The sequence below is a fragment of the Roseateles sp. P4_D2 genome, from assembly GCF_056401875.1.
Genome location: NZ_JBFUIM010000001.1, coordinates 247,938 through 269,659, shown reverse-complemented (window position 1 = coordinate 269,659; position 21,722 = coordinate 247,938). Strand labels below are relative to the sequence as shown.

Genomic DNA, 21,722 nt, shown 5'->3' with positions numbered 1-21,722 from the left:
GCAGTCCTGCTCCTTACAGCAGCACCCCCATCCGGGTGGTCGCTATGAACCTAGGGAGTAATGCCTGCGGCCTGGCGGCGACTGCAGCACGCGGGGTGTCGCCCCGCGTGCCAACCAACAGGAGATCTCTCGAATGAACAACGCACATCACACCGCCCCTGCCCCCCACCGCCCAGCCATCACGCCCCATCGGCTGGGCGCCCTCGGAGTGGCGCTTGCGGCTGCCCTCTTGCTTCCTCAAGGGGCCGCCGCACAAGCGCCGGCATACCAGATCACGTTCAAGAACCTGACGAGCAACGCCGCGGCGACGGGGGCGGCGACGGCACAGACCGGCCAGCGGCTTTCGCCACCGGTGTTCATCACGCACAGCGCTGACTACACGGGTTACACCGTCGGCCAGGCCGCACCGGAGACGATCTGGCGCATTGCAGAAGGCGGCAATCGCAGCTTCCTGCTCGGCGAAGCCAACGCCCTGGTCGGCACGAGCGTGCGCAGCGTCGTGGCGCCGCTGTCTGCGCCTTTGCCTCAACAGGACGCCGTGACGGTCATGGTGAATGCCGACGCTTCCCACCACCTGCTGTCGTTTGCCAGCATGCTGGGCTGGACGAATGACGGCTTCATCGGCGTCAGTGGCCTGGACCTGTCGACCATCACCGGCACCGTCACGATCAACCTGTACGGCTACGACGCGGGTTCGGAGAAGAACAACGAGGCCAACGGCTTTCTCGGCGCACTCGGGCTGGGCAACGCCCGCGATCCCGAAGGTGGGTTGATCACCACCCACCTGGGCATCCGGGGCGACGCGAATGCGCCAGCGGCCTGGAACTGGCTGCCTGGCCCCGCAGCCAGCCTGACCATCAGCGCTGTGCCCGAGCCGAGCACATGGGCGCTGCTGGTCGGCGGGCTGCCGCTGCTCCATCTGCTGCGCAAGCGTGCAGGCGCCGGGAACGCGCACAAGGTCTGAGCGAAGTTGGGTAGAGGATGTGAAGGCAGCGGCGGGGCCGGCAGCAGCATGTCCACGCCAGCGCGGATGCCGCCTGCTTGGTGCTGTAGGTAGCGCCGGCACGGTCGGCTGATGCGCATGTTCAAGCGGCTTCATTAGTACGTTGCCAGCTTCCCCCCAACAAGAGGGCTTGCCACGAGGCAACCACGAACCTAGCCTCGCCAATCGGACGGATGCAGTGACTGACTGATCTTGTCGCGAGGGCTACTGGACAGGCACTTCTCGCCAACTGCCCAGGTCGGCGAGGTTGCGGCCGGAAAGAGTGGTTGCTCCGAGACGGCCTGCGCCTCCAACCCAAATGCGGTTAATTCGGAGTGTTCATGAAGATCACAAGACTTGGCGCAGCCTTCGTATTGGCGGGATTGGCTACGCTTTCGCAAGCGGGTGTCCTCCTGAGCGAGGGCTTCGACGACGTGGCGACCCTGGCCGGCAAGGGCTGGGTCCTGGCCAACGTCAGTTCACCCAGCCCCGGCACCGACTGGTTCCAGGGCGACAACACCACGGCGTTTACCGCGCAGGCGGGCGCTGCCAACGCTTACATCGCTTCCAACTACCTGGCCGCTCCTCCCGGCGGGTTCATCGACAACTTCCTGATCACACCGTACTTCTCCCTGGAGTCCGATGTGACCCTGACGTTCTATGTCCGCGGCGACGGTTCCGCGGGTGCGGGCTTCTCCGACACCTTTGCCGTGCTGGCCGGCGCCACCGCCCAGGGTGGCAGTGAAGCCGTCACCGAGAGACTGTCGCCGACGGTGGCATTGGTTGATGACTGGACCGCGTACACCGTGATGCTGCCCGGGTTGGGCGCGGGCGCGATAGGCCGCTTCGCCTTTGAGTACTTCGGCGACGCCGACACATCCAACTACATCGGCATCGACACCGTGATGGTGGCCGCGGCCGAATCAAATGCCGCGCCCGAACCCCAGACCCTTGCGCTAGTGGCACTGGGCTTGGCTGCATTGGTGCAGGCGCGCCGCAGGTCGGTCTGACACGAGAGGATGATCACCATGGCTGAAATCAAGTTCAAGGCTGCGGGTCTGATTGCCGTCATGTCGGTGCTCGTCGGGTCGGCCCCGGTATTTGCGGCCGATGCGGTGGGAATGCGCATCGTGCGCGACCCGGTGACGGGCCAGCTGCGCCCGCCCACGGCCGACGAAGCGAAGGCGATGGACGAGGCCGCCGCCAAGGCCCGCGCTGATGCGGCCGCTGCCGCACCCGGAACCAATCCCGACACCCGCGATCCGGTGGAAATCCGTACGACCAACGGCGTGCGCTACCGAGTCAACGATGCCTTCTTGTCATATTCGGTGGTCACCCGCAAGGCGGACGGTTCGCTGGACATGCAGTGCGTGACCGGGAAGGAAACCGCAGAGCAGCTGGTCCGCGACCCCAAGGCCGCCGTCTCCACCGTTGATCAATCTCGCGGGAAGCACAGCCATGAAGAAAAGTGAGTTCCTGGGCGCACTGGCGGGCGTCCTGCTGGCCGCCTCTGTCCTGCAGGCGCAGGCCGCAGCCACCATCGTCATCCAGAACTTGAACGCCGCGGGCGAAGGGTTCAACGACCCGACGCCTGCAGCTCCCGTGGGTGGCAACGCCGGCACGACACTCGGCCAGCAGCGCTTGATTGCCTTCCAGACCGCGGCCAACATTTGGGGTGCGACGCTCACCAGCTCGCAGACCATCGTCATCCGTGCCAGCTTCGAGCCGCTGACCTGCACTGCAACCTCCGCCGTTCTGGGCAGCGCCGGCGCATGGAACATATGGCGTGACTTTGCGGGCGCGGCCAAGGTCAACACCTGGTATCCCCAGGCGCTCGCCAACAAGCTTGCCGGCGTGAACCTGAGCGCTGGCGACCCGGTCGATGGCCAGGACATCCGCGCGCGCTTCAACTCGCGCCTCGGCTTGTTTGCAGATTGCCTGCCAGGCTCGCCCTTCTACCTCGGACTCGACAACAACCACGGTCCGAACGTCGACCTCGTCACCGTGCTGCTGCACGAGTTCGCTCATGGCCTGGGCTTCCAGACCTTCACCAGTGGCAGCAGCGGCGCGCAGTTCGACAACCGTCCGTCGATCTGGGATCACTACATCTATGACGACACGGCCAAGCTGCTGTGGGTGGACATGACCAACTCGCAACGTGCGGAGTCGGCGTTGAACACCGGCAAGCTGACCTGGAGCGGAGCCGGGGTGCTGGCCAGCCTGCCCACGGTACTGAGCCTGGGCACGCCCTCGCTCACGATTGGCGGGCCCGCGGCCGGTTCCGCGGCGGGGCCGTACAACATCAGCACGGCCTCCTTCGGCGCGCCGCTGTCGTCGTCCGCCGTGACCAACACGCTGATGCCGGTGGTTGATACCGGCACCTCGACGGGTCTGGCCTGCAACCCATTGAGCGCCGCCAACGCGCTGGCCGTGAATGGCCGCATCGCCTTGGTGGACCGCGGCACCTGCACCTTCGCCATCAAGGCCAAGAACGTGCAGAACGCGGGCGCCATCGGTGCGATCGTCGTGAACAACGTCGCAGGAAGCGCGCCCGCCCTGGGCGGCGCCGACCCGACAGTGACGATTCCAGTGATCAGCGTGTCCCTGGCCGACGGGAATCTGTTGAAGACCGCGCTGTCCAAGCGCACGCGCACTTCCTCGGGCGTCACCGCGCTGATGGGCGTGAATGCCTCGCAGTACGCCGGTGCCGACATTTTCGGCCGAGCCCGCCTGTTCGCGCCGAATCCGTTCCAGGGCGGGTCGTCGGTATCGCACTTCGACACCATCGCCTTCCCGAACCTGCTGATGGAGCCGGCAATCAACGGCGATCTGCTGCACGCAGTCACTCTGCCCCAGGACCTGACCTTCGCGTTGCTGAAGGACATTGGCTGGTAGGCCGCACTTCACTGGGATCGACTCAGGGGCGCGGAGAAATCCGAACTCACACGCACGGCAGCGCCGCGCCTTTCAGTCGCGCCTCACCGAAGGCCTGCCGTGGGCTACGGGGCGCCGCGCGTCGAAGTCCTGCTGAGTGAACACGGCCAGGGCATGGGCTCGCTGCTCATGACCGACGTGGTTGTTGGCTGAGGCACTGTGGGTTCTGGCGTCGGCCTATGAGCAGAACAAGGCCGCCCAGCTTGCGGCCGTGCACAGCCTGTTGGACGAGCCCGCGTTTTGCTTCGAGGACCGCGATGCGGTCGCGGTGGCGGCCGACCTGTTCGCGAAAGCGTCGTGCGGGTTCTCGGACTGCCTGATCGCGGCCAAGCACCAGCAGCTGGGCTGCGAGTTCACGGCAACGTTCGACCGGCGGATGGCGAAGTTGCTGGGGGTGCGGGTTATTTGAAGCGGGTGGCGGCGAACAAAACGCCGGGTCCTGCACTCCTGAATTGGCGTTGTCGATACAGAGGGTCGGTGTGGTTGCCGAGGACTTTGGGGGATTGAGATTTAAGACTTGACCCCGGCTTCTTGACCCGTATCAGTACCTCAAGGACGTGCTCCATCGGCTGCCGACACAGCGAGTCGGTGACATAGCCGAGTTGTTGCCCCATCGGTGGTTCCCCGCGATATCCGGCTAGGCAGCCAAACGCCTGCCAGAATCTTCGCTGGGCGCGGGCGATGGCCTATTTTGGAGGGCGCGTGAAGGTTTGGAACAGGCTCTGTATGGTCGCGCCGCTGGCGGTTGCGGCCTCTATGGCTCAGGCAGCGATGGGGGAAATCAGCGAAGTGGCAGGAGCCGTACTCCCTGTGCCCTTGGTCGCTGAATACGCCTGCGGCACCTATGCGGAGGGCGTGCTGAGTAGCGTTTTCATCGCGCGATGGTCTCAGAAGTTGAAGTCTGGGCCTTCCGAAAACGACGCGCTCAAAGAGGCTCTCACTGAGTACACCCGGCTAATGCGCTCTTTTTGCGGCGACATGCAGACGGCCTTTAATGGCAAGGACTCTGTCATTGCGACTATCTATGCGCGTCAGCTCCCTGGGTCCAACGACACCCTCTCATCCTTGTGCAATGCCCGCTGCGTGCCTTGGCTCAAAAGGGAAACGGACTTCCTCAGGCGCAGTGTCGTCTTGATAAGCGTGTACCGGATCGCACGGACCCTCGCGCCGACTCTCGTTGGCCCGCCCGATCCGCTTCGAGTGAAGGACGATGAGGACAAGCAGATCAAGCGAATGTCCTTCGGCCTGAAGGCGCAGGGGGATCGGTTTGACTTGTTGATGTTGCTGCGGGACGAGGACTTTCGCCGTGTCGTCCCGAAAGACTTCGATCTTTCGCAATGGCAATTAGAAGAGCGGCAGCTGCGTGAGGAAGGAGCACGGCTTTCGCCTTGGTTCAATGGCAATGCCAATGACCTCATTCTGAGATACGTGCTGTCAGGGGACTACGAGAGTCAATTGCAGATTTTTCCGATCGTGCAGCGTCACAAAGCGGCTTTCTCGGCTACCCCGCCTGGAAAGTAGCGGCTTGATTCCGGAGCGCTTTTCCTGCGCTGCAGCCGAAGAGCGATGCAACATGACTTGCCGGGACGCTTACAACAGGGGGGCAAATGAACCAAGCTGACGCAGTTGCAGCGTTTCTGGACGCGGCCGACGGGTGGCTTTGCGACAACTACTCGCTGGACGTCCGATACATCGCTCATCGCAAAGAGCAACACTGGACGATCTGGTCGGCAAGCGTCGGACTAAGTCCAATCCGTGCAGAGCAACATCACGAGCTAAAAGTCTCCTCGAAGACCTTCGTCTTGGGACAACACCATGCAGTTCTCACAAAGGCATCCGCACGGCGCATCCTTCGTGAAGCGTCCAAGGGAACACTGCATGTTCACAAGCGCACCCTGTCCCTGATGCCGACTGCTGACTTGAGCTATTACTCTGAGATGCAGCAGCGAGATCGCTGGTTCTGCGATCTTCATTTGCAGGTACAGGGGATTCGCCTTCCACTACCGTCTCCGACTGATGCATCGCGCATCGACAACCATCTGCGCGGCAACGAAGTCCCGTTTGATGGTTTGGAAGACGCAGCCGCTTGGCTTGGCCTTCCGGCGCCCTGGTTGTCCGCTCAACCGCCTTCAATCACCCTAAGAGTTCTACCCCCGGTCGATTTGATGTTCGACAGCTGTCTTCTTCGCGAGAACGACCTGTCGCTGACACTCAAGGCACACAGTGAATTCGACACTTCAAAAGTGGGGCTTGCCGTCCGAGCCGTCCCCGGTGACGGACTACTGACCAGACGACAAATAGGCAAAGCGCTCACCTGGCAGAGCGACGGTGATCTCCAATCTGCCAGGCTCTCGGTTCCGATTGATCGGGCAGACAACGCCCTTACGGTGCTGATGATTGGCGACACCGTAGTCCGTCGCCAATGGTTCATCGATTCGGCCCGAGCTAGAAATAACCGCTACTTCGCCATGCAGCACTTCGACAAAGACCTTCGGATGCTGAGAAAGGCAGTTCTTGAAAGTAACGGACGGGAATTTGAGGCGGGTGTCGCAGCACTGCTCTTCGTGCTGGGCTTCAGCACAGGTGCTCCTGCAGAGACTGACGCTCCTGACCTTGTCGTCACCACGCCCCAAGGCCGACTAGTGTTGATTGAGTGCACTTCAAAACTTTCCGACGTCATGGCCAAGCTTGGGAAGCTTGTCCAACGGCGGGGCGCCTTGTCAGAGAGCCTCAAGAACGCCGGGCATGTCGGGGACGTAGTGGCAGTCCTTGTGTGTCGCGTACCAAGGGCGCAAATTGCAGTGCAACTCGACGATCTAAAGGCGGCCAACGTAGTACTAGTAGCAGGCGAGTTATTGTTGAACGCTCTAGAAACAGTTCGCATCCCAAGAGATCCTGACGTGCTGCTCGATCAGGCAAATAAGGCGATTCAATCTACGAACCAGTAGCGTTGGTGCGTGCTCAGAACAAAAAATACCTCTGCGCCATCGGCAACTCCTTCGCCGGCTCGCAGGTCAGCAGCACGCCGTCCGCCCTCACCTCGTAGGTCTGCGCGTCGATCTCCATCGTTGGCAGGTAGTTGTTGAGCAGCATGTCGGCCTTCTTGACCGAGCGGCAGCCCTTCACCGGCACCAGGGTCTTGGCCAGGCCCAGCTTCTCGACATTGCCCTGCCCCGCCTGGCTGACGAAGGTCAGCGAGCCCTGCTGCAACGCCGCGCCGAAGCTGCCGAACATCGGCCGGTAGTGCACCGGCTGCGGCGTGGGGATGGAGGCGTTGGCGTCTCCCATCGCGGCGGCGGCGATGAAGCCGCCCTTCAGGATCAGTGACGGCTTCACGCCGAAGAAGGCGGGCTTCCACAGCACGAGGTCGGCCCATTTGCCGACTTCGATCGAACCCACCTCATGGCTGATGCCGTGGGCCAGCGCGGGGTTGATGGCGAGCTTGGCGAGGTAGCGCTTCACGCGGGCGTTGTCGTTGCCCGGACCGTCCCCCGCTGAACCTCCAACGCGTCCTTCGGCCGCGAGTGCCCCGCGCTGAACCTTCATCTTGTGCGCGGTCTGCCAGCAGCGTAAGGAGACCTCGCCCACACGGCCCATGGCCTGGGAGTCGGACGAGAACATGCTGATGGCGCCGAGGTCGTGCAGGATGTCTTCGGCGGCGATGGTCTCGCGGCGGATGCGGCTCTCGGCAAAGGCCAGGTCTTCGGCAATGCCCGCGTCCAGGTGATGGCAGACCATCAACATGTCGAGGTGCTCGTCCAGCGTGTTGACGGTGAACGGCCGCGTCGGGTTGGTGGAGCTGGGCAGCACGTTGGCTTCGCCCACCACGCGCATGATGTCCGGCGCGTGGCCGCCGCCCGCGCCTTCGGTGTGGAAGCTGTGGATGGTGCGGCCCTTGAAGGCGGCAATCGTGTCCTCGACAAAGCCGCTCTCGTTGAGCGTGTCGGTGTGGATGGCAACCTGCGTGTCGGTCAGCTCGGCCACGTTCAGGCAGTTGTCGATGGCCGCGGGCGTGGTGCCCCAGTCCTCGTGCAGCTTCAGGCCGATGGCGCCAGCGTCGATCTGCTGCATCAGCGCCTCGGGGCGGCTGGCGTTGCCCTTGCCCATGAAGCCGAGGTTCATCGGGAAGGCCTCGGCGGCCTTCAACATGGTCGCGATGTGGTGGGGCCCGGGCGTGCAGGTGGTGGCCAGCGTGCCGGTGGCGGGCCCGGTGCCGCCGCCGATCATGGTGGTCACGCCGCTCATCAGCGCCTCTTCGATCTGTTGCGGGCAGATGAAGTGGATGTGGGTGTCGATGGCGCCGGGCGTGACGATGAAGCCCTCGCCCGCAATGATTTCGGTGCCGGGGCCGATGACGATGTCCACGCCGGGCTGCACGTCGGGGTTGCCGGCCTTGCCGATGGCTGCGATGCGGCAGCCGCGCAAGCCGATGTCGGCCTTGACGATGCCCCAGTGGTCGAGGATGACGACATTGGTGATGACGGTGTCGACCGCGTCACCCGCGCCCGGGCCGTTCGGGCGCTGGGACTGGCCCATGCCGTCGCGCACGGTCTTGCCGCCGCCAAACTTGACCTCTTCACCGTAGCCGCCGGCACGCAGCGTCAGGTCCTGCTCGATCTCGATGATGAGGGCGGTGTCGGCCAGGCGCAGCTTGTCGCCGACGGTGGGGCCGAGCATCTCGGCGTAAGCCCTGCGGGAAATCTTCATAGCTTGCCCTGCACGAGGCCACGGAAGCCGTAGACCGTCCGGTCGCCGGCCAGGTCGACCAGTTCGATGGTGCGCGACTGCCCGGGCTCGAAACGCACGGCGGTGCCGCTGCAGATGTTCAGGCGCATGCCGCGCGCGGCATCGCGGTCGAAGCCCAGCGCCGCGTTGGTCTCGGCGAAGTGATAGTGCGAGCCGACCTGGATGGGCCGCTCGCCGGTGTTGGCGACCTTCAGCGTCAGCGTGCGGCGGCCCGGGTTGAGTTCGTGTTCACCCTCAGCGGTGATCAATTCGCCCGGCACCATCACTTGCGGCCCTTGGCGAACCACCAGATCGCGAAGCCGGCGGCGGCGACGAGGGCCGTCATGCCGACGCCATCCCAACCGTGCAGGTGGACACCCGGTGCGCCGTGGCCGTCGTGGGCCAGGGCGGAAGCGCCGATCAACGGCAGCAGCAAAAGCATTTTGCGCATGGGAAGGGCTCAGGCAATGGGTTGATGAACGGTCACGAGCTTGGTGCCGTCGGGAAAGGTGGCCTCGACCTGGATCTCCGGGATCATCTCGGCGATGCCGTCCATGACATCGGCCCGGGTCAGGATCTCGCGGCCCTCGCTCATCAGCTGCGCGACCGTCTTGCCGTCACGCGCGCCTTCGAGGATGGCGGCACTGATGAAGGCCACGGCCTCGGGGTAGTTGAGCTTGAGCCCACGCGCGCGGCGGCGTTCGGCGAGCAGCGCTGCGGTGAAGAGCAGCAGCTTGTCCTTCTCTCTTGGGGTGAGTTCCATCTCTCTTCACTTGTTGGTCAGCTTGGTGGCCAAGCATGGGGAGGCAGCTCCATGTTGGCTTCGCGACAGCTTGAGGGCAATCGGGGCTACCTAACCCCTAGCTTGAAGCATGCCAGAGATGCTTTCTCCACAGGGCTGAGGATTCAATGTCCTCACCACCGGCTCAGCATGCCGTTCTGCCCTCGTTTTTTCAGGAGACCGCCATGACCACCCCCAACAACGGCCACGGCCTGCTCGGCACCCGCGAACAGAAGTTCACCCGCCTGCTGCCCGAGAACCACAAGCCCTTCAGCGACGCCAGCCTCGACGCGCTGGCCGCGCTGATGATCGTGCCGGACGACGAACTCAACGACGGCGCCGACGCCGAGGAGAACCTCAAGGTGCCGGCTGGCTACACCTACTTCGGCCAGTTCATCGACCATGACCTGACGCTGGACATCACCTCGTCCTTCTCCCGACCCACGGACGCCGCGTCCAACCTGCGCAACCCGGCCTTGGACCTGGACTGCGTCTACGGCGCCGGCCCACAGGACCAGCCCTACATGTACGCCGCCGACGGCGCCACGCTGCTGATCGACCCGAGCGGCAAGGACCTGATGCGCCAGCCGGCCAATGGCCGCGCCATCATTGGCGACAAGCGCAACGACGAGAACTCCATCGTCTGCCAGATCCAGCTGGCGATGATCAAGTTCCACAACGCCGTCGTCGCCAAGCTCGCCGCCAGCGGCGACACCGGCAACCTGTTCGAGCGCGCCCGCGCCGAGGTCACCTGGACCTACCAGCGCGTCGTGCTGGAGGACTATCTGCTGCGCATCGTCAACACCCACACCTACGACTTCTTCACGCAGCGCCGTGCTGCGCTGGGCGACGCGGCCTACGACCTCTACGTGCCGACGCTGCGCACCCAGCTGCCCAAGGAGTTCGTCGGCGCGGCCTACCGCTACGGGCATTCGATGGTCAGGCGCGGCTACCGGCTCAACAGCGCGACCAAAAAGCTCATCTTCGACGGCGGCGACCTCAACGATGACAGCCTGATCGGCTTCCAGCCGCTGCCCGAGGCGCATGTCATCGACGACTGGGGCCGCTTCTTCACGCCCAGCTTTGCCATTCCCGTCAAGAACGGCCCCGAGCCGGTGGAGAACAACCCCGCCGTGCGCCTGCAGTGGGCCTACAAGATCGACCCCTCGCTGGTGGACCCGCTGGCCACCCTGCCACCCAGCGTAGGCAATGGCGCGTCGCTGGCTGGGCTCAACCTCAAGCGCGGCAACCTGCCCAGCTACGCCATCGCCACCGGCCAGGCCTTTGCCGCCAAGCTGCACGAGAAGCCGCTGGGCCCGGACGATCTGATGGTGCGCGAGGAAGGGCTCAACGGCTTCACCTACAAGAGCATCGAGAGCGCCGACAAGCGCTTCCTGACCGAGACGCCGCTGTGGTTCTACATCCTGGCCGAGGCCCAGGTGCCGGTGCTGAAGTACTGGCGCGAGGCGGGCAAGCGTGACCTGAACGATGACGACTTCGTCACCGGCCCCTGCTCGGTCTCCCAGCTCGGCCCGGTGGGCGGGCGCATCCTGATGGAGGTGTTCAACGGCGTCGTCGATGCCGACCCGCGCTCCTTCCGCAATGCCGCGCCGGCGGGCTGGGTGCCGATGATCGGCAACGAGATCAGCTTCTGGAACGTGCTGAAGTTCACCGGCCTGGTTTGATCGGCGGCGCCCACTCCAGCAGCACCTGATCCGCGGCTGGCTTGCGCGCCGGCCCGGTGGGGCGGCGCGCGGGCGTGCCCAGCGCAATCCATCCGACCAGCGTCTCGCCCGGCTCGCAGAAGGCCGCGGCGATGGCCGGGTTGCGCACCTTGGCGCCGCTGAGCATCTTGCCGCCAAAGCCCAGCGCATGTGCCGCCGTCAGAAAGTTGGCGATGGCGCCGCCCACGGCCGCCCATTGCTCGTGGGCCGGCACCTGCGGGTGGCCCAGGTCGATACGGGCGACGACGGCGACCGTCATCGGCGGCTTCAACGCACGCTCGGCATCCAGGGCCGCGCCCTCCTCGTCCTTGCCGGCCGCACGGGCCGCGTCGGCAAACAGGGCGGCCATGCCTTGTTTTGCGGCGCCGCGCACCAGCTTGAACCGATAGGGCACCAACTCGGCGTGATCGGGTGCGCGCAGCGCAGCCTGCGTCATCAGCGCGAGCTGCTCGTCGCTGGGGCCGGGCTCGATAAGATGCTTGGGGCCGACCGAATAGCGGGTCAGCAGGGCTTGCAGGGGTTCAGGATTCATCGCGTGAGGCTTTTGCGGGCGACCCAGGACAGCGCGTCCACGAGGCCGACCAGCGCGATCATGCCGGCCAGCACCGTGCACGTCTCGGCCATCTGGAACAGGCCCAGGTGGTAGCTCAGCATCTGGCCCAGGCCGCCAGCGCCGACGACGCCCATCACGCTGGCCGCGCGGATGTTGTTTTCCCAGCGGTACAGCGTGTAGCTGACCAGCTGCGGCAGCGTTTGCGGCAACGTGGCGAACAGCCACACGCGGCCCTCACCCAGGCCGCGCTGGCGCAGCGCCAGTGCACCGGCCGCTGGCGCGTTCTCGAAGCTCTCGGCAAACAGCCGCCCCAGCACGCCGCTGGTGTGCAGGGCCAGCGCCAGCGTGCCGGGCAAGGGGCCCAGGCCGGCGAGGATGAGCAGCTGCGTGGCCCAGACCAGTTCGGGCACGCTGCGCAGCAGGTTCAGCAGCATGCGCGCCACCGCCCGGCCCACGCCCTGCCCGGAGGCCGGCAGCGCCAGCAGCAGCCCGCCAACGACCGCCAGTGCTGTACCGAGAGCCGACATGGCCAAGGTCTCCAGCAGCGCCCAGCCGGTCTTGGCCAGGAATGCCGGCGCGAGCTGCGGTGGGAAGAAGCTCATCCCGAAACGGCCCATGCTGGCCAGCGCATCCACGCCGAGGAAAGCCGACCACTGCAGGTTCAGCGACCAGAAGCTGGCGACGACCAATGCCGCCAGGCCGGCGAGCACAGCCCAGGTCGACGCTCGCACGGGTTCGCGCTTCATGCCAGGCGCCCGCGCAGCCAGCGACTGAAGGCATCGCTCAGCATGACCAGGCCGATGAAGACCAGCAGGATGGCGCTGACCTCGTTGCCCGCGAACATCTTGGACGCGTTGTCCAGCTGCTGGCCCAGCCCGCCCGCGCCGACAAAGCCCAGCACGACCGACGATCGCACCGCGCATTCCCAGCGATAGACCGTGTAGCTCAGCAGCTCGGGCAGGCAGCTCGGCAGCGCGCCGAAGCACAGCGCCTGCCAGCGCGTGGCGCCGGCGCTCAGCAGGGCGTGCGTGGGCGCGGCATCGGCGCTTTCAAGGATCTCGGCGTAGACCTTGCCCAGCATGCCGCCGTAGGCGATGGCAATGGCCAGCACGCCGGCCGTGGCGCCCAGGCCCACGACGCGCACGAACACCAGCGCCCAGATCAGCTCGGGAATGGACCGCAGCGCCACCAGCAGCGCCCGCACCGCGCGGCGCAGCCAACGTGCCGGGCCGGGCCGGCCCTCCAGCGTGCTGGCGGACAAGCGCGCCGTGGCCAGCAGCGACAGTGGCACGGCCAGCACCAGCGCCAGCGTCAGGCCCGCGGTCGCGATGGCTACCGTGCGCCAGGTGTCCTGTGCCAGCATCTGCAGGAACTCGGCGTCGCTGCGCATGTGGATGAACTGCGCGAGATAGCGCCCGGTGGCGCGCAGGCCGCGCTCGTCCAGCAGCGTCCAGGGCTTGAACTCGGACAGCACCAGCAGCGGCCACAGCAGCACCAGGCCGATCAGCAAGGCCAGCCAGCGGCGGCTCAGCGCCGGGTCGCGCAGGGCGGGATTCATCAACGGCACATCGCCTGCGGCAGAGGCACCGGCTGCGGCAGCGGCGCGATCTCGGGCGGCGGCTCCAGCTGGCTGCGGTAGAGCTCGTCCAGCAAGTCGCCGCCCAGGCCCGACGGCGCACCGTCGAACACCAGCTGCCCGGCGCGCAGCGCAATCACGCGCGGAAAACGCGCCAGCGCCAGGTCCACCTGGTGCAGGCTGCAGACGAGCGCGGCGCCTGCGGCGCGGGCGCCGTCCTGCAGCGCCGCCAGGGATTGCCCGGCGCGAGTCGGGTCCAGCGCGGCGAGCGGCTCGTCGGCCAGCCACAGTTGGGTGTCGGACACCAGCAGCCGCGCCAGGCCCACACGCTGGCKCTCGCCGCCGGAGAGACGGTCCACACGCAACCAGAGCTTGTCGGGCAGGCCGAGCTTTTCGAGCGCGTCCTGCGCGAGTGCGGCGTCCGGCGGGCTCCACAAGGTGCGCAGTGCGCGGCCGAAAGACATGCGCGGCAGCCGCGCGGCCAGCACAGCCACGGCCACACGCTGGCGCGGTGGCAGCGGCGGATGCTGGGGCGCCAGCGCAATGCCGGCGCGCAGCCGGCGGCGCTCGGCGCGCGCCAGCGACCAGGGCTCGCGGCCCAGCAACGTGAAGCGGCCGGCCAGCGGGCATTGCATCAGCGCGAGCAGGTTCAGCAGCGTCGTCTTGCCCGCGCCGGAGGCGCCGATGACGGCCACCTGCTCGCCGGCGGCCAGCCCGAGCGTGATGCCGCGCAGCACCGGCGTCACACCGCCCAGCGCGGCGGCGTCGACGCCATTCAGTTCAATCATTTCAACAGACCAGCGTTCTCGGCAGCGGCCTTGATGCCGACGTAGTTCTCAGGCTTGGTGGCGATGAACTTGGTCGCACGCTGCAGGCCGAGGATCTCCTTGCCCTGCGCCGTGTTCGGGTCCAGTGCCAGGAAGGCGGCCTTGATCTTGTCCTGCAGGGCCTGCGGCATGTCGGCGTGGACCGACCAGTTGTAGTCGTAGTAGGGCGGCGTCGTGTAGAAGACCTTGACCTCGTTCGGGTCGACCTTCTTGTCGGCCACGAACTTCTCCCAGACCGAGATGTTCAGCGCACCGGCGTCCACCTTGCCGCTGGCGACGGCGGCGATGGTCGCGTCATGCGCGCCGCTGAAGGCCACGCGCTTCAGGTCCACATCGGGGTTGATCTTGGCGGCCAGCAGGAAGCTGCGCGGCATCAGGTGGCCCGAGGTGCTGCTCTGCGAGCCGAAGCTCAGCGTCTTGCCCTTGAGGTCTTCCAGCTTGGCGATGCCGCTGGCCTTGTCGGTGATGAAGACGGAGCGGAACTTCTCGTCCTCCTCGCGCTGCACCAGCGGGATGATCTTGCCGCCCGAGCGTACGTTGGCCTGAACGAAGGTGAAGCCGCCAAACCAGGCCAGGTCGATCTTCTTGTTGACGACGGTCTCGACAGCCGCGGCGTAGTCGGTCACCGGCGTCCATTCGACCTTCATGCCGAGCTTGCTCTCCAGGTACTGGCCCAGCGGCGCGAACTTGCGCGCCAGTTCGGTGGGCGACTCGTCGGGAATGGCTGTCACGCGCAGCACCTGCTGGGCCTGCGCCGCAGCGCCGGTGAGCGCCAGCACGGCAACCAGGCCACGCGCCACACGGGCGACGGAACGGGGGAAGGCGGTCATCAGGGTTCTCCAGTCGTGGGAAGCAAGGGGTCAGAAAACGAGCGTGGCCCAGGCAGGGTCGGCCGCGCGAAGGGCGTATTGGACCGCACCGCCGTGATGACGGCCGGCGGGGATCAGATCGGCCAGCGCCAGGCCCTGCGCCGCGAGGGCGTCGGAGCAGGCGAAAAAGCGCGCGCCATGGTCCAGCGCGTCCTTCATCCAGCCGGCAATGGTCTTGTCGAAACGCTCCGACGCTCGCAAGGCCTCGGCCACGCCAGGCTTGAGCAGCAGCACCGCCCGCGCCGAAAAATAGACCTCGACCTGCAGTTCCAGAGCCGCTGCCGCGGCGGCATGCGCGAACGGCGTGGCCAGGCGCACCGGGTCGTCGGGATCGGCCGCCCAGAGCAGGATGGCGAGGCCGGTTCGGGACTTCAGCTCAGCTGGTTCAGCCATGCCCACTCCTGCATCGCCTTGCGGATCGCGTCCCCGCCGATGGTCAGTTGCGCCTTTTCCGCTTCCAGATTCGACGGTGCCAGCTCCACCAGCCAGCCAGCGTCATACGGCGATTGATGCACCAGCTCCGGCCGCTCTTCCAGCGCCTCGTTGACCTTGACGACCCGGCCCGACAGCGGTGACTTCACCGACACGATGGACTTGGCCAGCTCCACAACGCCGATGGAGCGGCCCTGCTCGACCTCGCTGCCGACCGGCTTGGGGCGGCACATGTAGATGTCGCCCGAGGCCTTGAGGCCCAGGGCTGTGATGCCGATGCGGACATGGCCGCCGGGCAAGGGCTTGACCCAGCTCTGGTCGGCTGTCCAGTACCAGAGCGCCTCGGGCATTTCGGCGCTGGCGATCAGCATGGCAGGGCCTCGCGGCGGAAGGGGGTGGGAGTCGAACCCACCCAGCAGCGCGTGGCGCCACCCACCGGGTTTGAAGCCCGGCCGACACACCGGTGTCGTTCCCCTTCCCTCATGACGTGATGCTTTCGGCGAACAGCGCGCTGTCCGCCCGAAGCCGATGTTCGTCGCCCACGCGGCGCAGCAGGCCGACGCGGTCGAAATGTTCCAGATGCTGGATGGCCCGCTTGCGGCCCAGGCCGGTCGCGTCGCGAAAAGCCGCAGCGGTGACCGTGCCCTGCTCAGCGCCGATAGCGCGTGCGATGCCGGCGAGCCGCGTCATCGTCGCCGTGTCGCAGTACAGGTCCTTCACCACCTGGTGCAGTTCGCCTTGCTGGGCCAGCCGCGCCAGCGTGGCGCGCATCAGCGACTCGGGCTCGGCGCAGTCCTTGGCGAGGTCGCGGGCCCAGGCGCCTTCCGCACCCGCAGCGGCCAGCCGGGGCGCGATCTTCTCGGCGATGCGCTGCTCGGCGGCCGACAGCTGCACGCCGTGCTCGGGCAGGTGCATGCAGCCGCCGCGCTGGGCGATGTGACCCGCGGCGCGCAGCTCAGCCAGCAGCTGGCGCCACAAGGCCTCGGCGATGCGGGGCGCGACGAGGCGGCGCAGCCGCGCGGCATCGGGGCCGAGTTCGTCAGGCGACTTCGCATGAAAGTCGGCCAGCGTGGTGAGCAGCTTGGTCGTCAGCGCCGCACGGGCCTCGGTGCCCAGGGACCAGCCGTCCAGCGCCTCGGCGAGGCCCTCGGCCTGCGCAAAGCGGGCCAGGTCCAGCCCCAGCGACGACAGCGCCATCAGCCGCTCGCGACGTTGCTCGGCGGTGGGCAGCTCGCAGGCCGTGAGTTCGGCAAGCCGCTCGGGGGCACGGCGATAGCGCGCAGGCGCAAAGGGATCGAGCACGATGCCGCCGGCGATGGTGCGGCTGGCGCCGGCATCGCGCAGCACGAGGCGGTCGCCGCGCCAGGCACCGACGGGCGCGTGGCAGACGAGCTGCACGCGGGCCGTGCCGCCCGGCTCGATGGCGTCGCCGTCCAGCACCGCCACACTGGCCATGACGGCTTGGGCGCCGAGGTGCAGGTGAACACGCGTGCCCGAGCGCAGCGGCCTGGCCTCGCCGGGCCATAGCGTGAGCCGCGCATCGAGCCGTTCGGTCGCTAGCGCCACGGCCGGCGCGGTCAGCCACTGGCCGCGCGGCGCCTGCTCCCTGGTCAGGCCGGCAAGCGCGACGGCGCAGCGCTGGCCGGCCTGGGCTCGCTCGACAGCTCGGTTCTGCGCATGCAGGCTGCGCACGCGGGCGCGGCGACCTTGAATGACGAGCTCGTCGCCGACGGCGATCTCGCCGGCATGCAGCGTGCCGGTGACGACGGTGCCGACGCCGTCGAGACTGAAGGCGCGGTCCACGGCAAGGCGGGCGGCGAGATGCGGCGAGGCGCGGGCCGGCAGTTGGCGGGCGGCGGCGAACAGCAGTTCGCGCAGTTCACCCAGGCCCTGGCCCGTGGGCGCGGACACGGCCTGGATGGGCGCGGCGTCCAGGCCCGTCCCGGCGAGCAGCGCCCTCACCTCCTCCTGCAGCGCGGCAACGCGGCCGGGCTCGGCGCGATCAGCCTTGGTGATGACGACGGCACCGCGCGTCAGGCCCAGCAGGCTGAGCACCGCCAGGTGTTCGCGCGTCTGCGGCATGACGCCGTCGTCGGCCGCGACCAGCAGCAGCGCGAAGTCGATGCCACTGGCGCCAGCCAGCATGGTGTGCACCAGCTTCTCGTGGCCGGGGACGTCGATGAAGCCGATCCGTTCATCGTGATCAGGGACATCGAGATAGGCATAGCCCAGCTCGATGCTGATGCCACGCGCCTTCTCTTCGGGCAGGCGGTCGGTGTCCACACCCGTCAGCGCACGCACGAGCGTGGTCTTGCCGTGGTCGATGTGGCCGGCGGTTCCCACGATCACGCCAGGGCCTCCTTCAACAAGGCGAGCTGAGAGGTCAGCAGCGCGGGCTCTTCGAGGCAGCGCAGGTCCAGCAGCAGCCGGTTGTCCTGCACGCGGCCGATGACGGGTCGTGGCAGCTCGCGCAGCGCGGTGGCCAGCGCTTCAAGCGTGCGGCCGCGGCCGTCGACCGCGCTGATTGCCAGGCCGGCAGACGGCAGCCGCTCGACAGGGAGTGAGCCAGAGCCGATCTGGCTCTGCAGTGCCACCGTCTCGACGGTGAAGCGCGGCGCGACAGCGGCGGCGATCTCGAGCAGCAGGCGTTGGGCCAGCGCGGCGATCTGGTCCTGAGGCCTCGTCAACAGGCGCAGTGTCGGCAGGTCCCGCGCCAGCCTTTCGGGCCGCAGATAGAGCCGCAGCGTGGCCTCCAGCGCCGCGAGGGGCAGCTTGGACAGGCGCAGCGCGCGCTTCATCGGGTACTTGCGGATCCTGCCGACCGCCGCGCGGCTGCCGACGATGAGGCCGGCCTGCGGGCCGCCGAGCAGCTTGTCGCCGCTGAAGGTGACGACGTCGCAGCCGGCCGCGAGCATGGCCTGGGGCAGCGGCTCGGCGGGCAGGCCGTAGGCGGCCAGATCCACCAGCGCGCCGCTGCCGAGGTCGGTCATCAAGGGCAGGCCAGCGGCATGCGCGATGGGCGCCAGCGTGGCCTCGTCCACCGCCGCAGTGAAGCCCTGCACCTGGTAGTTGCTGGTGTGCACCTTGACGATGAGACCGGTGCGCGGCGTGATGGCCTGCTCGTAGTCGCGCGGGTGGGTGCGATTGGTGGTGCCCACCTCCACCAGCGTCGCGCCGGCCGCGGCCATCACGTCGGGCATGCGGAAGGCGCCACCGATCTCGACCAGCTCGCCGCGCGACACGATGGCTTCCTTGCCACCGGCCAGCGCCGCGATCCCCAGCAGCACGGCGGCGGCGTTGTTGTTGACGACGGTGGCGGCCTCCGCGCCGGTCAGCTCGCACAGCAGGGCTTCGATCAGTTCGTCGCGGTCGCCGCGGCCACCCGCGGCAAGGTCGAACTCGAGGTTGTTGGGCGAACCCATCAGCGCCAGCACCTGCTGCAGCGCAGCGTCGGCCAGCAGGGAGCGGCCGAGGTTGGTATGGATGACGGTGCCGGTCAGGTTGAGCACGGCGCGCATGGCGGGCCGCATGCGGGCCTGCACGCGGGCGGCGAGCGCCGCGGGCAGGCCGTCCAGGTCCGAACGGGTCAGCGCGCCGGCCAGGGCCTGGGTGCGCAGCGCGTCCAGCAGCGCCCTCGCCTCCTTGGCGACCAGCGTGTGGCCATGCTCGGCCACCAGCGGCGCGGCTTCGCGCAGCAATCTGTCCAGGGCCGGGAGGTCTTTTGGACTTGCCTTGGAACCGTGGACCACGGATTCGTCGGGCGCAGCCATCAGTGCTCTCGTCCTGGCGGCGGTGCCTCGTCCGGCTCGCCGAGCAGCAGCAACAGGTTGACGCCATGCGGATGCAAGCCGGCTTCGCCGACCAGCAGGTCCAGCGTCAGGCTGGCGAGGTCGTCGGCGACGGGCTCGACGCCGTTGTCGCGCGCCGGGTGCATCAGCTTCAGGTAGTGGCCGCACTCGCTGCAGCACTCGGCCTGCACGACGGCGCCAGTGGTGGTCGAGGCGCCATCGGCCGCGACCAGGCTTTGCAGCGAGATGCCCTTGGTGCTCTGGCAGTGCGTGCACTTGATGCGCACGTAATGCCATTGCGTGGCGCACAGGCCGCAGGCGAGATAGCGCGCGCCCTCGGCGCCGAGGCGTTCCAGCGAGGCGACCGGGCGGGAGCCACAGCAGGGGCACAGCGTGGGGTCGTCGGTGCGGCCGAAGGGCGGCACGGGCGCGTCGACATGCGCGGCATAGGTCTGCCGCACGAGGCGCGTGAAATGCAGCTGCAGGCCAGCGGCGATCAGCGGTGCGCTGGCCAGGTCCAGCCCCAGCATGACGCCGGACAGCAGGCGGCCGGCCTGGGTCTCCAGTTGCTCGTCGCTGGCGGCGGCGAGTTGCAGCGCGGCGGCCTTGGCGGGACCGTCGGGCAGGCGGCGGGCCAGGTCGGTCAGCAGGGCACGCAGCGAGTCGCGCCAGATGGGCTCGCGCGGCCAGGTTTCGGCCGGCAGCAGCGGCGCGCCGGCACGGGCGGCGGCGTCGATGTCGTCCGGTGTGGGCAGCGGCACGGCAACCTGGGCCGACAGCGCGCGGTGCTGGGCGTCGGCCAGCTCGGCGACGAAGCGCAGGAAGTCGCCCATGGCATGCCCGTCGGCCAGCGCGCGCAGGCGCAGCGCGCGATCGGCAAACACGCCGGGCTCGGGCAGGTGCAGAAAGCTCAGTTGCTCGCCGGCGCGAACGGCGATCTCTTCCGGGCTGAGGATCTTCTGCGGGTTACCGACGGTCATTGGTCATTTCGCGATGCCATAGCGCGTGATTCTGGCGCGCCCAGCCCTCGGTCACCGTGCCGCGCGTCATGGCGCGCAGCGAGCCCCTGACCCAGATGGCCGCGTAGACGTGCACGATGACGGTCAGGATCAGCACCGTGGCCGACAGCGCATGCAGCACGACGGCGATGCGCCGCGCCAGGATGGGGAAGCTGTCGGCGAACCAGGGCTGCCAGAAGATGAAGCCGGTCAGCACCAGCACAAGCAGGCTGGCGGCCATGAGCCAGAACACCACCTTCTGCCCCCCGTTGTAGCGGCCCACGGGCGGCATGTGGCTCTTGTCGCCGCGCAGCATGTCGCCGCTGTGCCTCATCCATTCCTTGTCCGCCTCAGTCATGCGGTTGTGCCGCCACAGCTTCATGAACATGACGACGAAGCACAGCGCCATCACCACTCCCATGAAGGGATGCAGGATGCGCGCCCAGGTGCCGCCGCCGAACAGCGCTGTCAGGAAGTAGAAGGCGGGGTGGAAGAAGGCCAGGCCCGAGAGGCCGGCGCCGAGGAAGAACAGCACGATCAACCAGTGGTTGGTGCGGTCGCCAGCGCTGTAGCGCTGCAGAAGGCGGGTTGCCATGGTGCGCTCCTGTCAGGCGGTGGGGTGGTCGGCATCGTCACGGGCGACGTTGCGATCCGCTTCGGGGTCGTCCGGGTCCTCGATGGGGCCCACGCGCGTGTAGTGGAAGAAGCCCGCGATGACCGCGCCGATCATGGCCGCAACAGCCAGCGGCTTGGCCGCCCCCTTCCACAGCCATACCAGCGGGCTGATCTTCGGGTCCTTGGGCAGGCCGCTGTAGAGCTCGGGCTGGTCGGCATGCTGCAGCACATAGACAACGTGGGTGCCGCCCACGCCCGGCGGGTCGTACACGCCCGCGTTCGCGTAGCCGCGCTCCTTCAGGTCGACGACGCGTTCGGCGCCGTAGTCCAGCATGTCCTCCTTGGTGCCGAAGCGGATGGCGCCGGTCGGGCAGGCCTTGGCGCAGGCCGGCTCCAGGCCGACGCCGACGCGGTCGGAACACAGGCTGCACTTGTAGGCCTTGCTGTCGACCTTGCTGATGCGCGGCACGTCGAAGGGGCAGCCCGTCACACAGTTGCCGCAGCCGATGCAGTGCTCGGAGATGAAGTCGACGATGCCGTTGGTGTACTTGACGATGGCACCGGGCGCCGGGCAGCTCTTCAGGCAGCCCGGGTCCTCGCAGTGCATGCAGCCGTCCTTGCGGATCAGCCATTCCAGCTTGTCTTTCTCGACCTCCACTTCCGAGAAGCGCATGACCGTCCAGCTTTGCGGCGTCAGGTCGCGTGGATTGTCGTAGGTGCCGTGGTTGTCGCCGACCTCGTCACGCAGGTCGTTCCACTGCATGCAGGCCACCTGACAGGCCTTGCAGCCGATGCAGGAGGACACGTCGATGAGCTTGGCGACCTCGGCCACATGCTTGCGGGCCTGGGTCGATGGCGTCGTGGTGGCCGAGCGCTTGGCGATGTCGAGGGATTGAAGTGAAGACATGACGTGTTCCC

24 protein-coding genes, 1 tRNA gene and 1 pseudogene are annotated in these 21,722 nt (G+C 67.3%); 9 read left to right on the top strand and 17 right to left on the bottom strand.

Annotated features, from left to right (window positions below):
- Positions 1-133 precede the first annotated feature (133 nt).
- The 8 genes and pseudogenes from AC1DW0_RS01190 to AC1DW0_RS01155 all read left to right on the top strand — a co-directional run bounded on the left by AC1DW0_RS01190 (position 134) and on the right by AC1DW0_RS01155 (position 6,864).
- Positions 134-964, top strand: coding sequence for a spondin domain-containing protein (locus AC1DW0_RS01190; protein ID WP_477944577.1), 831 nt, complete (start codon positions 134-136; stop codon positions 962-964).
- Positions 965-1,323: 359 nt separating this feature from the next.
- Positions 1,324-1,992 (top strand): choice-of-anchor J domain-containing protein, encoded by a 669-nt coding sequence (locus tag AC1DW0_RS01185; RefSeq protein WP_477944575.1) that lies wholly within the window; start codon positions 1,324-1,326, stop codon positions 1,990-1,992.
- An 18-nt stretch (positions 1,993-2,010) separates the two neighbouring features.
- Entirely contained in the window at positions 2,011-2,454 is a 444-nt protein-coding gene (locus tag AC1DW0_RS01180) for a post-PEP-CTERM-1 domain-containing protein (protein WP_477944574.1), read from the top strand.
- On the top strand, positions 2,441-3,877 hold the full coding sequence (locus tag AC1DW0_RS01175) for a PA domain-containing protein (protein WP_477944572.1): 1,437 nt from the start codon (positions 2,441-2,443) through the stop codon (positions 3,875-3,877). Before AC1DW0_RS01180 ends, AC1DW0_RS01175 begins: the two co-directional genes overlap by 14 nt.
- Positions 3,878-4,061: 184 nt before the next feature.
- On the top strand, positions 4,062-4,325 hold the full coding sequence (locus tag AC1DW0_RS01170) for a PIN domain-containing protein (RefSeq protein ID WP_477944570.1): 264 nt from the start codon (positions 4,062-4,064) through the stop codon (positions 4,323-4,325).
- Between the two features lie 124 nt (positions 4,326-4,449).
- Positions 4,450-4,557 (top strand): annotated as a pseudogene (locus AC1DW0_RS01165) (transposase domain-containing protein); the annotation flags it as partial.
- Between the two features lie 61 nt (positions 4,558-4,618).
- Positions 4,619-5,437: a hypothetical protein gene (locus tag AC1DW0_RS01160; protein WP_477944568.1), complete on the top strand. Its 819-nt coding sequence runs from the start codon at positions 4,619-4,621 to the stop codon at positions 5,435-5,437.
- Positions 5,438-5,523: 86 nt separating this feature from the next.
- Complete coding sequence (locus AC1DW0_RS01155; RefSeq protein WP_477944566.1) at positions 5,524-6,864, top strand: hypothetical protein; 1,341 nt, start codon at positions 5,524-5,526, stop codon at positions 6,862-6,864.
- Between the two features lie 13 nt (positions 6,865-6,877).
- Here AC1DW0_RS01155 and ureC read toward each other — a convergent pair whose 3' ends face one another.
- From ureC to AC1DW0_RS01135, 4 genes are read right to left on the bottom strand one after another with little or no spacing between them, the layout of a single operon-like run.
- On the bottom strand, positions 6,878-8,623 hold the full coding sequence (gene ureC, locus AC1DW0_RS01150; RefSeq protein ID WP_477944564.1) for an urease subunit alpha: 1,746 nt from the start codon (positions 8,621-8,623) through the stop codon (positions 6,878-6,880).
- Positions 8,620-8,925, bottom strand: a complete 306-nt coding sequence (locus AC1DW0_RS01145; RefSeq protein ID WP_477944916.1) for an urease subunit beta — start codon at positions 8,923-8,925, stop codon at positions 8,620-8,622. The genes ureC and AC1DW0_RS01145 overlap by 4 nt, the downstream gene beginning before the upstream one ends.
- Entirely contained in the window at positions 8,925-9,092 is a 168-nt protein-coding gene (locus AC1DW0_RS01140) for a hypothetical protein (protein WP_477944562.1), read from the bottom strand. Before AC1DW0_RS01140 ends, AC1DW0_RS01145 begins: the two co-directional genes overlap by 1 nt.
- A 9-nt stretch (positions 9,093-9,101) precedes the next feature.
- Positions 9,102-9,404 carry an urease subunit gamma gene (locus AC1DW0_RS01135; protein WP_056195107.1) on the bottom strand — a complete coding sequence of 101 codons (303 nt, stop codon included), beginning with the start codon at positions 9,402-9,404 and terminating at the stop codon, positions 9,102-9,104.
- Positions 9,405-9,607: 203 nt separating this feature from the next.
- Here AC1DW0_RS01135 and AC1DW0_RS01130 point away from each other — a divergent pair, with 203 nt between their 5' ends.
- A complete protein-coding gene (locus AC1DW0_RS01130; RefSeq protein WP_477944560.1) occupies positions 9,608-11,107 on the top strand; it encodes a peroxidase family protein in 1,500 nt (499 codons plus the stop codon).
- Here AC1DW0_RS01130 and AC1DW0_RS01125 read toward each other — a convergent pair.
- The 13 genes from AC1DW0_RS01125 to fdxH all read right to left on the bottom strand — a co-directional run bounded on the left by AC1DW0_RS01125 (position 11,091) and on the right by fdxH (position 21,711).
- Positions 11,091-11,678 carry a nitroreductase family protein gene (locus AC1DW0_RS01125; protein ID WP_477944558.1) on the bottom strand — a complete coding sequence of 196 codons (588 nt, stop codon included), beginning with the start codon at positions 11,676-11,678 and terminating at the stop codon, positions 11,091-11,093. The genes AC1DW0_RS01130 and AC1DW0_RS01125 overlap by 17 nt on opposite strands.
- Positions 11,675-12,445, bottom strand: coding sequence for a PhnE/PtxC family ABC transporter permease (locus tag AC1DW0_RS01120; protein WP_477944557.1), 771 nt, complete (start codon positions 12,443-12,445; stop codon positions 11,675-11,677). Before AC1DW0_RS01120 ends, AC1DW0_RS01125 begins: the two co-directional genes overlap by 4 nt.
- Complete coding sequence (gene phnE, locus AC1DW0_RS01115; protein ID WP_477944555.1) at positions 12,442-13,257, bottom strand: phosphonate ABC transporter, permease protein PhnE; 816 nt, start codon at positions 13,255-13,257, stop codon at positions 12,442-12,444. Before phnE ends, AC1DW0_RS01120 begins: the two co-directional genes overlap by 4 nt.
- The gene (locus AC1DW0_RS01110; RefSeq protein WP_477944553.1) at positions 13,257-14,063 is read right to left on the bottom strand and encodes a phosphonate ABC transporter ATP-binding protein; all 807 of its coding nucleotides are present in this window, start codon (positions 14,061-14,063) and stop codon (positions 13,257-13,259) included. Before AC1DW0_RS01110 ends, phnE begins: the two co-directional genes overlap by 1 nt.
- A complete protein-coding gene (locus tag AC1DW0_RS01105; RefSeq protein WP_477944551.1) occupies positions 14,060-14,932 on the bottom strand; it encodes a putative selenate ABC transporter substrate-binding protein in 873 nt (290 codons plus the stop codon). The genes AC1DW0_RS01110 and AC1DW0_RS01105 overlap by 4 nt, the downstream gene beginning before the upstream one ends.
- A 30-nt stretch (positions 14,933-14,962) precedes the next feature.
- A complete protein-coding gene (locus tag AC1DW0_RS01100) occupies positions 14,963-15,364 on the bottom strand; it encodes a DsrE family protein (protein ID WP_457394628.1) in 402 nt (133 codons plus the stop codon).
- The gene (locus AC1DW0_RS01095; RefSeq protein WP_477944549.1) at positions 15,343-15,774 is read right to left on the bottom strand and encodes a glycine cleavage system protein H; all 432 of its coding nucleotides are present in this window, start codon (positions 15,772-15,774) and stop codon (positions 15,343-15,345) included. The genes AC1DW0_RS01100 and AC1DW0_RS01095 overlap by 22 nt, the downstream gene beginning before the upstream one ends.
- A 15-nt stretch (positions 15,775-15,789) precedes the next feature.
- Positions 15,790-15,882: transfer RNA gene (locus AC1DW0_RS01090), tRNA-Sec, on the bottom strand.
- Between the two features lies 1 nt (position 15,883).
- A complete protein-coding gene (gene selB, locus AC1DW0_RS01085; protein ID WP_477944547.1) occupies positions 15,884-17,752 on the bottom strand; it encodes a selenocysteine-specific translation elongation factor in 1,869 nt (622 codons plus the stop codon).
- A complete protein-coding gene (gene selA, locus AC1DW0_RS01080) occupies positions 17,749-19,173 on the bottom strand; it encodes an L-seryl-tRNA(Sec) selenium transferase (RefSeq protein ID WP_477944545.1) in 1,425 nt (474 codons plus the stop codon). Before selA ends, selB begins: the two co-directional genes overlap by 4 nt.
- Positions 19,173-20,171 carry a formate dehydrogenase accessory protein FdhE gene (fdhE, locus tag AC1DW0_RS01075; protein WP_477944543.1) on the bottom strand — a complete coding sequence of 333 codons (999 nt, stop codon included), beginning with the start codon at positions 20,169-20,171 and terminating at the stop codon, positions 19,173-19,175. The genes selA and fdhE overlap by 1 nt, the downstream gene beginning before the upstream one ends.
- On the bottom strand, positions 20,158-20,784 hold the full coding sequence (locus AC1DW0_RS01070) for a formate dehydrogenase subunit gamma (RefSeq protein WP_477944541.1): 627 nt from the start codon (positions 20,782-20,784) through the stop codon (positions 20,158-20,160). Before AC1DW0_RS01070 ends, fdhE begins: the two co-directional genes overlap by 14 nt.
- A gap of 12 nt (positions 20,785-20,796) precedes the next feature.
- Positions 20,797-21,711 carry a formate dehydrogenase subunit beta gene (gene fdxH / locus AC1DW0_RS01065; RefSeq protein WP_477944539.1) on the bottom strand — a complete coding sequence of 305 codons (915 nt, stop codon included), beginning with the start codon at positions 21,709-21,711 and terminating at the stop codon, positions 20,797-20,799.
- Positions 21,712-21,722 lie beyond the last annotated feature (11 nt).